Annotated in this window: 8 protein-coding genes; 6 read left to right on the plus strand and 2 right to left on the minus strand. The window is 67.2% G+C overall.

Annotated features, from left to right (window positions below):
• The first annotated feature begins 13 nt into the window (after positions 1-13).
• Positions 14-790, plus strand: coding sequence for a DeoR/GlpR family DNA-binding transcription regulator (locus tag AC3WUF_RS16670; protein WP_492427649.1), 777 nt, complete (start codon positions 14-16; stop codon positions 788-790).
• Positions 791-793: 3 nt separating this feature from the next.
• On the opposite strand, the gene AC3WUF_RS16675 is transcribed toward AC3WUF_RS16670, so the two are convergent.
• Positions 794-2,053: a POTRA domain-containing protein gene (locus tag AC3WUF_RS16675; RefSeq protein WP_492427651.1), complete on the minus strand. Its 1,260-nt coding sequence runs from the start codon at positions 2,051-2,053 to the stop codon at positions 794-796.
• Positions 2,050-2,250, minus strand: a complete 201-nt coding sequence (locus AC3WUF_RS16680) for a hypothetical protein (RefSeq protein ID WP_492427653.1) — start codon at positions 2,248-2,250, stop codon at positions 2,050-2,052. The genes AC3WUF_RS16675 and AC3WUF_RS16680 overlap by 4 nt, the downstream gene beginning before the upstream one ends.
• A 163-nt stretch (positions 2,251-2,413) precedes the next feature.
• Between AC3WUF_RS16680 and AC3WUF_RS16685 the strand changes: the two genes are divergently transcribed.
• The 5 genes from AC3WUF_RS16685 (at position 2,414) to AC3WUF_RS16705 (ending at position 11,207) form a co-directional block, all read left to right on the plus strand.
• The gene (locus tag AC3WUF_RS16685) at positions 2,414-3,376 is read left to right on the plus strand and encodes an SH3 domain-containing protein (RefSeq protein ID WP_492427655.1); all 963 of its coding nucleotides are present in this window, start codon (positions 2,414-2,416) and stop codon (positions 3,374-3,376) included.
• A 35-nt stretch (positions 3,377-3,411) separates the two neighbouring features.
• Entirely contained in the window at positions 3,412-7,347 is a 3,936-nt protein-coding gene (locus tag AC3WUF_RS16690; protein ID WP_492427657.1) for a choice-of-anchor U domain-containing protein, read from the plus strand.
• A 111-nt stretch (positions 7,348-7,458) separates the two neighbouring features.
• The gene (locus tag AC3WUF_RS16695; protein ID WP_492427659.1) at positions 7,459-8,310 is read left to right on the plus strand and encodes a LysR substrate-binding domain-containing protein; all 852 of its coding nucleotides are present in this window, start codon (positions 7,459-7,461) and stop codon (positions 8,308-8,310) included.
• 156 nt (positions 8,311-8,466) lie between these two features.
• Complete coding sequence (locus AC3WUF_RS16700; protein WP_492427661.1) at positions 8,467-10,713, plus strand: PQQ-dependent dehydrogenase, methanol/ethanol family; 2,247 nt, start codon at positions 8,467-8,469, stop codon at positions 10,711-10,713.
• Positions 10,710-11,207: a GlcG/HbpS family heme-binding protein gene (locus AC3WUF_RS16705; protein ID WP_492427663.1), complete on the plus strand. Its 498-nt coding sequence runs from the start codon at positions 10,710-10,712 to the stop codon at positions 11,205-11,207. Before AC3WUF_RS16700 ends, AC3WUF_RS16705 begins: the two co-directional genes overlap by 4 nt.
• Positions 11,208-11,309 lie beyond the last annotated feature (102 nt).

The following is an 11,309-nucleotide window of genomic DNA, read 5'->3' on the forward strand; positions in this document are numbered from 1 at the left end:
CAGGAACCCCTGCATGCATGCCGCCGAGCGCGAACGTCTGATCCTGAAGTTGTTGGACGAGCGCGGCTTTGTGGCTTTCCAGGATCTCGACAAGCTGATGGCCGCCTCGCCGGCGACCCTGCGGCGCGATCTCGACAAGCTCGAGGGCAGCGGCCGCATCGTCCGCGTGCGCGGCGGCGCGCAGCTGCCGGAAGGCGCCAAGCCCGACGTGCCGCGCCTGCGCGGCGCGCCGTTCAACGAGAACATCGAACGTCACCGCAATGCCAAGCAGGCCATTGGCCGCGCCGCGGCGGCGCTGTGCAAGCCGCGCGAGTCGGTGATCATCGACGGCGGTTCGACGACGCTGCAGATGTGCCCGCATCTGGCCACCTTGGAACTGCAGGTATTGAGCAACTCGCTGCACATCATCGAGGCGCTGCTGCCGCAGGCCGGCACCCGCGTCGCGATTCCAGCCGGCATGGTGTTCCGCGAACAGAACATCGTGCTGTCGCCGTTCGAGGACGACGGCATGGACCGCTATCGCGCGTCGAAGATGTTCATGGGCGCAGTAGCGGTCGGCGCGCACGGCGTCATGCAGACCGATCTCGTGCTGGCCCAGGCCGAACGCCGGCTTTACGAGCGCGCGACCGAGTTGATCGTGCTGGTCGACAGCAGCAAGTTCGAAGGCCCGGCCGGGCATGGCGTCTTCGAACTCGCCGACATTGACGTCGTCGTGACCGATGCCGGCATCAAGCCGGCGCAGCGCAAGATGCTGAAGGCCGCCGGCATCGAACTGGTGATCGCCGACTAGCGATCAGTGCCGGTCCACCTTGCCGCCATAGAAGCGCGGATCGTCGCCGCTGAGCGGAATCGCGAAGCCCAGTTCGATTTCGAAATTGATCAGCCGGCGCGGCTTGTAGCGCAGGCCGAGATTCAGGCTGATGTTCGGTGAGTTGAACAGGTCCTTGGTCTCCCAGGCGGCGTTGCCCATCTCCAGGCCGATCGTTCCGCGCAGGCTGTCCCAGTACAGCGGGCGCATGAACTCGACATTGGCGAGATAGAAGGAATTGCCTTCGAAGGCCTTGCGCTCGTAGCCGCGCAGCCCTTCCGCACCGCCCAGAGAAAACAACGCGCGGTGGTCGAGACCGTGGTTGCCGATGCCGAACGTCAGGCCGTAGTTCAGCTGCTGATGTTCGCGTTCGCCGATCGGCCTGGCCTGCTCCATGCTGACGCGCAGGATCGAGTAGCTGTAGTCGGAAAACAGATCCTGATCGGCGATCTCGTAACGGGCCGAGAAGAAGGATCCTTCGTTGCTGTAGATCAGATCGCGCTCGTTGCGGTAGGTCGCTTCGGTGACGAGGCCGTAGCTGCTGCCGAAGCTGGGGGTGATCGATTCGTCGCTCACCTGCTGGTCGCGCCAGATCGTGCCCAAACCCAGCGTCCAGCCCTGGCTGTGCTGTTGCGGCAGGCCGAAGGTGCGCGAGGCCAGCACCTCGAACTCGTTGACCGTCTCGTCGTAGTCCGGATCCTCGTAGGGCGTGATGCTGTGCGCCGCGCTGAGGCGCAGGCTGTCGCGTTCGCCGAGCAGATACGGCGCGTAGTAGCTGCCGCGGATGCTCAGGTCTCGTCCGCGATCCTCGTCCTTGGTGTCGCGCGAGCGGCCGAGCAGGCGAACGCTGTGGTTGAGTCCCCACAGGTTGCTGACGCGGCCTTCGAAGCCGACGCTGTTCTGGCCGTCGGAGTTGGCCGACAGGCGCGGGTAGCCCTGCCAGAACCATTTCTCCTTGACGCTGAAGACCAGCCGGACACCGCCGTCGACGCGCTCGGTGCGCGCTTCCACGGCGCGGAACAGTCCGAGATTCTGGATCTGCTGGCGGCTCAGTTCGACGACATCCGCATCCAGCACGTCGCCGACCGCCACCGGAATTTCGCGGCGGAGTACCGACTCCTGCGTTTTCTCGTTGCCCTCGAAGGCGATCTCGACGATCCGTTCGTCGCTGGCGCCGAGGACGTTCTGGCTGGCAAGAAACAGGATCGCCGCGAACACGTGGGAACACATTCCGATCTGCTTCATACGCCGCTCCGGCACCACGCGACAGCGCCAGCCGAGGTTCCTTGGGCGTCGGGATTGACGTCGAGCTGTCCCGGCGGCGTGTCGAAGTCATCATCGGCGTCGCCTGCAGCTGTCAGCGGATTGCGCGGACGGGCGTCAGCAAATCCCGGACAACCGGGAAAGGCCAGGATCGGAAAGCGTTGCGCGGCAAGCGTCATGCCTGCGGATGCTAGAGAGCGGCGCATTAGGATTTCGTAAGGACGCCGGCCGGCCTACGTGCTGAATGAATCTTTCAGATTCTTGCGATGCTGAGATCGGCGACGGCTCAGTCACTAGACTATCCGCGCAGCCAAGGACGGCCGCTGTTCGGGGATGGGAGCGATGCAGGCAAGGGATGGCCGATGGTGGGCGCTGTTGGCCCTGACCGGATGTGCGGCGTTGCTGACGACGGCGCAGGCCGCGGACCGCGGCGAGACGGCGCGAGCCCTGCAGGACATCCGTTTCCGGGTTGCACCGGATCTGAACTCGGCGGTCGCGGGTTTCCTGCGGCGCGATCAGGCGGTGACGATCCTTGAACGGCAGGGCGAGTTCGCCCGCATTCGCCGCGCGGATGGCTTCGAAGGCTTCCTCAAGCACAAATATCTGATTGCCGTTGAGCCATCGCCTGGCGCGCCCGTCGTTGCGCCGCCGCAGGCGACAGCGCCGATCGTCATCGAACAGGCCATCACGACGGTTGCGCCGCCGGAGTCCGTCTCCGCACCGGTCGCTTCTGCCGTCGGCCTGGGCGCGTCGCGCTGGTCCTTCGATCTGGGTGTCGGCACTGCGCGCTCGGAAGTGACGGCCGCCGATCTGCGCTCCGCGCTGGACAACGCCGGCTTCAGTGCGCAGGTCGACGATGTCGACCGCGACGCGAGCCACCTGCTGCTGCGCGTCGGCTATCGGCTGTTGCCGGCGCTGAGCGCGGAACTGGGTGTCGAGTGGATCGACGATTACCGTTTCAGGCTCAGCAGCGATACCGCGCAGCCGCAGGCGCTGCTGGAGGTCGTGGCCGATACGCTGCCCGCCGCCGGTAGCGGAATCAGCGCCGCGCTGGCTTACAGCTTCGAGCGCGGCGCGTTCAGCGCGCAGGCGCGCATCGGTGCCTACGCGACGCTCGACAGTCGTCTCGAAGCGTCGCTGCAGGGCCAAGCCTACAAGCTCGACCAGAGCGCGCAGAGCCTGTTGCTCGGTGCCAATGCCGCCTGGCGCTTCGCGCCCGAATGGCACCTCGGCCTCGAACTGCAGCGCCTCGATCTCAACGCGGAACTGCTGCAGACGCAGGTCTTCCTGCGCTATTCGCCGTGAACCCAATCTCCTCGACGCACCAACGGACCGCCCCCATGTTCCAGATTCTTCGCGCCGCCAATTCTCCGCGGTTGCCGCGCATCGTCGGCACGCGCGTGTTGTTTGCGCTGGGCGGCTTGCTGACGATCTGGTCGACGGCCGCGCTCGCGGCACCGACATCGTTCACGAACCCGGCGGCGATCACGATCACCGACTGCCCGAATCCCTGTCCGCCGAGCGGTCAGCGCGCATCGCTGTATCCGTCGCCGATCGAGGTTTCCGGGCTGACCGGCGTCGTCGAGCGTGTGTCCATCACGATCAATGGCCTTTCGCACGCATTCCCGGCCGACACCGATTTTCTGCTGGTGTCGCCGTCCGGCCGCAAGTCGGTCGTGATGTCCGACTTCGGCGCCGGCAGCCCCGGCATCAACGGCGTCAATGTCACGCTCGATGACTATGCCGCGCGCCCGGTGCCGAGCACGGTGACCGGCAACACGGGCGTGCCCTTCGTCAGCGGCAGCTATCGTCCCGCCAACAGCGGCACGACCGATGCGTTCCCGTCCACTGCGCCTGCCAGCCCCTACGCCTACACGCTGTCCGCGTTCAACGGCGACAGCCCGAACGGCACCTGGAATCTCTTCATCATCGACGATGCGAATCTCGACGGCGGCAGCATCAGCGGCGGCTGGACGATCAGCTTCGACGTGCGGCCGACGCCGCCGGCAGCCGGCGACGTCATCATCAGCGAGTTCCGTACCCGCGGCCTCGGCGCTTCGCCACCGGCCTCCGGGGGCTCCGCCGATGAATTCATCGAGCTGTACAACAACACCGACGCATCGATCACGCTGATCGATGCCGTGCCGGGCGCCGATCCGACCAGCGCCGGCGGCGCCGGCTGGCGACTCAGCGCCGCGCAAGGCGCAGCAGAGTCTGACTTCCTGCTGATCTCGCAGACCCAGGATGCCAGTGGCCCGATCGCGATCGCGCCGCGCAGCTATCTGCTGCTGGCCACCGTTCCGACCGCACCGTCCCCGGCCGGCAACGCTTACGCGCTCGGCGCCTACCCGACCACCGAACTTGTCGCTGCCAGCGGTGTGCCGAACATCGCCATCAACCCGGCTTCGGCGACGCTGGGTTTTCTGGCTGACGACGGCGGTCTGGCCGTCTTCACATCGGCGACCGCAAGCGCCGGGCAGCGCCTCGATGCGGTCGGCTTTGCAGCGATCAGCAACGCCGACTACAAGGAAGGCGCCGGGCTCGGACCGACCGGTGGCATCACGACGCCGTCGAACCACAGCTGGGTTCGTCGCGCGCTGGCCAGTGGCTATCCGCAGGACAGTGGCGACAATGCCAGCGACTTCGTGCTGGTCGACACCAATGGTGCGAGCCTGAATGGCGTCGCAGCCGTCCTGGGCGCGCCCGGCCCCCAGCGCGGGCACGCCAACACGGCATTCACGACGTCTTCGGCGCCGCTGCACAGCCTGTCCGGTACGCTGGAATCGGCGCCGGTGGATCCGGATCAGCCTTACAACGCCGCGCCAAACCAGATCCGCGATCTGACGGCGGTGACCAATGGCACGAACGGCACGCTCAAGATCCGCCGCCGCTACACGAACCAGACCGGCGAGCGGCTGGTTTCTCTGCGCTTCCGGGTGATCGCCTTGTCCACGCGAGCCGGCGGCACGTCCGCGCCGGGCGCCGCGGACCTGCGCCTGCTCGGTTCGCCGGTGCAGACGCTGACGCTGAGCGACAGCACGACCGTCAGTACCCGCGCCCTGACCCTGCAGACGCCACCCGCACAGGCCACCGGTGGCGGCCTCAACAGCAGTGTCGGTGTCGACAGCATCACGCCGACCGCCGCGCTGGCCGACGGCGCCAGCGTTGTCGTCGAGTTCAATCTCGGTGTCGAGACCGAAGGCGCCTACCAGTTCGTCGTCATGGCGGAAGGTTTGCCCGGCGATGGCATCGGTGGGGTTTCCGCGGTCGACACGTTCCCGCTCACCGATCTTTCCATCAGCAAGACCAACGGCCTGACGACGGTCACTGCGGGCAGCACGGTGAGCTACACCATCACTGCCAGCAACATCGGCGATGCCGCAGCGACCGGCGCGACCGTCACCGACACGCTGCCGGCCGGCCTGAGCAATGCGAGCTGGACCTGCGTCGGCACCGACGGCGGCAGCTGCACGGCGAGTGGCACCGGCGACATCAGCGACACGGCGGTGAACCTGCCGATCGATGCCAGCGTGACCTACACGTTGACGGCCACGCTGGATGTCACCGCGACCGGCACGCTGACCAACAGTGCCAGCATCGCGGCGCCTGCCGGCGCGGTCGAGATCAGCACGACGGACAACAGCGCTGCGGATACCGACACGATCATGCCGGTCACCGTACCCGACGCGCCGACGATCGTCACGGCAAGACTGGTCGCGAGCAGCGGTCCGGTGGCGCTGATCGTCGCGCCGGCGAGCAACGGTGGCGCGACGATCAGCAACTACGAGTACGCGTTCAATGGCGACACCGCGTTCACCGCGCTCAGCCCGCTGGACGCGGCTTCGCCGCTGAGCCTGCCGGTGCCCGCCGGCCTGACGGTGACAAGCGTGCGCATCCGTGCAGTCAACATCGCCGGTGCCGGCGCCGAGTCCGTCAGCGCGAACGTCCTGCCGCCGCCGACCCCGACACCCGTCCCGACACCGACTCCGACACCGGTACCGACACCGGTGCCGACGCTGTCGCCGACGGCCACGCCGGTGCCGACGGCGACACCGACATCGACACCCACCGCGGTCCCCACGGCGACGCCGACCGCCGTGCCGAGCGCAACCCCGACCCCGGGTGCATCGGACAGCGATGACGTCGCGGCGGACATCGAGCGCCGCGTGCCGGATCTGGACGGCAGCGGCACCGGCGACGGCAACGGCGACGGCATCATGGATGCGCTGCAGTCCGACGTTGCGTCACTGCGAACCGCCGCAGACAACCGCTTCGTCACCTTGATTGCCGGCACCGGCCTGCGCATGACGGGCGTAACGGCGCAGGCAGTGCCGGGCGAGCTGCCGGCGGATGTCACGGCCGTTGCCGGCGCCGTTGCGTTGCGGCTGGTCGATCTGCTGCCGGGGGCGGCCGGCCAGGTCGAACTGTTGCTGACGGCGGGCAGCGGGGCGCCGTTCAACGGCGTGCTGGTGCGCAACCGCGTGACCGGTGCTTATGTGTCGGTCGCCTTCGGGGCGGGCACCCGAGGCGATGATCGCGAACGCCTCAGCCTGGCCCTGATCGACGGCGGCGTGCTCGATGCCGATGGCGCAGCCAACGGCGTGCTGCTGCTGTCGCTGATCCCGGCCGTGCTGCCGTCGCAGGACAACGACGGCGCACCGGACCGCAGCGAGGCGCGGACGCCGAGCCTGGGCGGCGATGGCCGCGGCGACGGCAATGGCGACGGTGTTGCCGACGCGCTGCAGGGCAACGTCGCGACGATGCCGCTCGCGACGGGCAGCGGCTTCCTGACGCTGAGCACGGCGGATGCGCTGCGCCTCGCGGTGATCGAGGCGATCAATCCGCCGGACGGCATCGATCCGACGCTGGACCTGCCGTACGCAGGCCTGAGCTTCACCGCGACGGGGCTGAACCCGGGTGCGACTGCGCTGTTCGAGCTGTATGTGCCGGAGAACAGCGACATCAACGGGCTGCTGAAGCGCAACCGCGACAGCGGCGAGTACGTCGACATCGTCGATAGCGTGCGCCAGCTGCCGGGACAGGCGACGCTGCTGCGCTTCCGCATCGCCGACGGTGGGCCTTTCGATGCGGACGGCCAGGCCAACGGCACGATCGTCGATCCGGTCTTCCCTGCGGTGATCGACGGCAAGACGCCGCAGCCGGTCAGCGGCCGCAGCGGCGGCGGCATCGGTCCGCATGACTTGCTGCTGCTGTCTCTGCTGTGGATGATCGGGCTGCTGGTCGCCGGGCCGGTGCGCCTGCGCAGGACGCAGTAACCGGTTGCGGCTGCTCGGGGAACGTCTCGCCGTCAGCGATTGGCTATAGTCGGGCCTCTCGATTCGAGAAGCCGGGAAGCCCGACTCCGCAGTCGGCTGCGTAGCGATCCGATGACCACAAGACTGAATATCGACCTGCTGCGCCATTTCGTCGCGATCGCCGAGACGCGCGTGATGGTGCGTGCGGCGGACAAGGTCGGTCGTTCGCAGGCGGCGCTGAGCCAGCAGGTCAAGCGACTCGAGGCGGAGGTCGAACAGACGCTGATGATCCGCAGCGGTCGCGGCATCAAGCTGACCGCGCACGGCGAGAGGCTCTACGAATACGCGCAGCAGATCCTGCGCGTGCATGACGAAGCGGTGGCCGTGCTGCGCGGCGAAAGCCTGTCCGGGGAATTGCGGGTCGGGCTGCCCGAGGACTACGCCTACGCGTTTCTGCCGACGTTGTTGCGCGGATTTTCCAACCGCCATCCGCAAGTGGTCGTCGAGGTGGTGTGTGCGCCATCCACCGAGCTGGTGGAGAAGCTCAAGGATCAGACGCTGGACATCGCGATCGTCTCGGAGCCCGACAACCCCAACCGCGAATTCCTCAGCAAGGCGCAGTTTGTCTGGGTGGGCGCGCCGGGCAGCGATGCGCACAAGCGCGATCCCGTGCTGCTGGCATTGACTGACCCCGACGACATGAACCATCAGGCGGCGATTTCGCGCCTGGAGCGCGCCGGCCGGAAATATCGCATTGCCTATGCGAGCGGCAGCGTTGCCGGGCTGATTTCCGTCGTGCGCTCGGGGCAGGCCATCGCGGTGCTGACCCAGTACGCCGTGCCGCCCGACCTGAGCGTGCTGCCGGTATCCAGCGGGCTGCCGGCGCTGCCGTCGGTGGGGATTACCGTCAAGACGCGGCGCAATCCGTCGCGTCTGCTGCGCAGCTTCGAAGCCGAGGTTCGCTCCCTGCTGCCGACGCTGTAGCCGCGCCTTCGGTCCTGAGCTTGGGCGCGATAACATAATGTTATCGGACGCATAACGATTATTAGATTGTCAGGTTGATGACCATCGGCAGAATGTCTCATTGGCGACCCTTGCGTGTCGGGTCTCTCATCGAGAATGTTCTGGGAGTTTTTCCGAATGCGGCCTCAGTTGCTCCTCGCCGGTCTGTTCCTCGCGCTTGCTTCGCTCTCCGCATGCAAGAAGGCCGAACGCGGCGACGCGGCCGATGCCGCCGGCACCGCCAGTCCGCAATGGCTGATCGGCGGCCATGACGCGAAGCAGACCTACTTCTCGCCGCTGAAGCGCATCGACGCGTCGAACGCGGCGAAGCTCGGCTACGCCTGGAGCTACGACCTGCAGTCGACGCACGGTCAGTCGTCGACGCCGATCGTCGTCGACGGCGTGATGTATGTCAGCGCGCCGTGGGGCTTCGTCCACGCGCTCGACGCGCGCAGCGGCAAACCGCTGTGGTCGTTCGATCCGAAGGTCGACAACGCGATCACCAGCAAGGTCTGCTGCGGCATCACCAACCGCGGCCTGTCGTTCGCGCAGGGCAAGGTATTCGTGGCGTCGATCGATGGCCGCCTGATCGCGCTCGATGCGAAGACCGGCGCCGTCGTCTGGGACATCGACACGATCATCGATCACGAGCGCGGCTACACGATCACCGGCTCGACGTACATCGCCGGCGACCTGGTCGTGATCGGCAACTCCGGCGCCGAACTCGATGCGCGCGGCTACGTCACCGCCTACGACCAGCAGACCGGCGCGCAGCGCTGGCGCTTCTTCACGGTGCCGGCGAGCGCGACCGGCCCGTTCGAACATCCGGAACTCGAAGCCGCGGCGAAGACCTGGGACCCGAACTCGTTCTGGGAAGTCGGCCTCGGCGGCACGGTCTGGGACGGCATGGCCTACGACGCCGAACTGGGCCTGCTGTACGTCGGCGTCGGCAACTCTGCGCTGTATCCGCGCAAGCTGCGCAGCCCCAGCGGTGGCGACAACCTCTACGTCTCGTCGATCCTCGCGATCAACGCCAGCACTGGCCGTCTCGCCTGGCACTACCAGACGACGCCGGGCGATCAGTGGGATTACACGGCGACGCAGAAGCTGATCCTCGCCGAGCTGCAGATCGACGGCCGCGAGCGCAAGGTGCTGATGCAGGCGCCGAAGAACGGCTTTTTCTACGTGATCGACCGCGCGAGCGGCGAGCTGCTGTCGGCCAAACCCTATGTGCCGGTCACCTGGGCCTCGCACGTCGATCTGAAGACCGGCCGACCGGTCGAGACCGGGCAGGGCAACTACTTCGACGAGCCGCGCCTGATATTCCCGGGCCCGGCCGGCGGCCACAACTGGCAGCCGATGGCGTTCAATCCGCAGACCGGCCTGGTGTACATCCCGACGATCGAGATGCCGGCGGTGTTCTGGATGCCGAAGGAGCCGTTCAAGTACCAGAAGGGCGGCATCAACCTCGGCGCGCTGTACAGCTTTCCGATCGACGACACGATCGACTGGGGCATGACGCCGGAAGAGACGAGCCAACAGCCGACGCTCGCCGAACTCGCGAAGGGCCAACCAGATACGACGATCCGCGGCTACCTGCGCGCCTGGGATCCGGTCGCCAACAAGGTCGCCTGGCAGGTCGAGACCTCGGATCGCTGGACCGGCCAGATGAACGCGATCTGGAACGGCGGCGGCACGATGACGACGGCCGGCAATCTGCTGTTCCAGGGCCGCTCGACCGGCCTGTTGCACATCTACAAGGCCGATACCGGCGAGCCGCTCGCAGCGCTGAACCTGGGCGTCAGCATCATGGCGGCGCCGATGACGTATGAACTGGACGGCGAGCAGTACGTCGCGGTCATGGCCGGCTTCGGCGGCGCGCTCGGCGGCAGCTCGCCGGAAGGCACCGCGGCCTACAAGTACGGCAACGCCGGCAAGCTGATCGTGCTGCGTCTCGGCGGCGGCGCGGTGCCATTGCCGGTGGAAATCGTCCACGCGGCAAAGTTCGCCAAGCCGCCGGCCGAGCGTCCGGCCGACGCGCAGGCGATCGCGCGCGGCACCGATCTGATGAAGCGCCATTGCACGCACTGCCACAACAACAGCGCGGCCAGCGGCACCGTGCCGGACCTGCGCCGCATCAACGACAAGACCTATCAGGAATTCGACGACATCGTGCTCGGCGGCATCCGCGCGAGCCGCGGCATGGGCTCGTTCAAGGGCTTGCTGACGAGTGCCGATACCGCCGCGATCCGCGCCGCGATCCTCAACGACGCCTGGCAGGCCTACGACAGCGAACAGACGGCGACCGGCTCGGCGAGTCACCAGCCCGAGGCCGTGCCTGAAGCGATGTCCGAACCGACGCCCGCAGGAAACCAGAAGCCATGATCCGAAAGAACCCGCTGAAGCAGCGCCTGACGATGCTGTGTGCCGCGGCACTGCTCGCCGCACCGGGCACCGCCATGGCCGACAGCAAGACCCCGCCCGATGCCGAACGCATGATCGCGCAATGCCTTGACTATGCGGCCGCGCAGAAGCTGCCGCCGCTCAGCGTCGGCGTCGTCGATGCGTCCGGCACGCTCGTCGCGTTCAAGCGTCAGCCCGGCGCGTCTGCTGCAACTGCCGATGCCGCACTGCTGAAGGCGCGCACCGCGGCGCGCCTCAATGCACCGACCGCACTGCTCGCCGAAGCGGCCGCGGCGGACGCACCGACGCGCGATACCTTTGTGATCCTGCAGATGACGACGATTCCCGGCGGCGTGCCGTTCGCCGATGGGGGCACCCAGCCCGCCGGCGCGGTCGGCGTGTCGGGCTCGGCGCCGGACCAGGACGCCGCCTGCGCCCAGCGTGCGATCGAAGCGGTGCCCGCGAAGCGCAAATAGGATCACGCAGACATATAACACGATGTTATAGGTTTCATTAGAACTATTAGATTTCCGCAATGCGCCGGCTGCGGTAGTTTCGCTGCAAGTCGTGCGGATGCT

The sequence above is a fragment of the Fontimonas sp. FW305-C-3 genome (genome assembly GCF_058783185.1).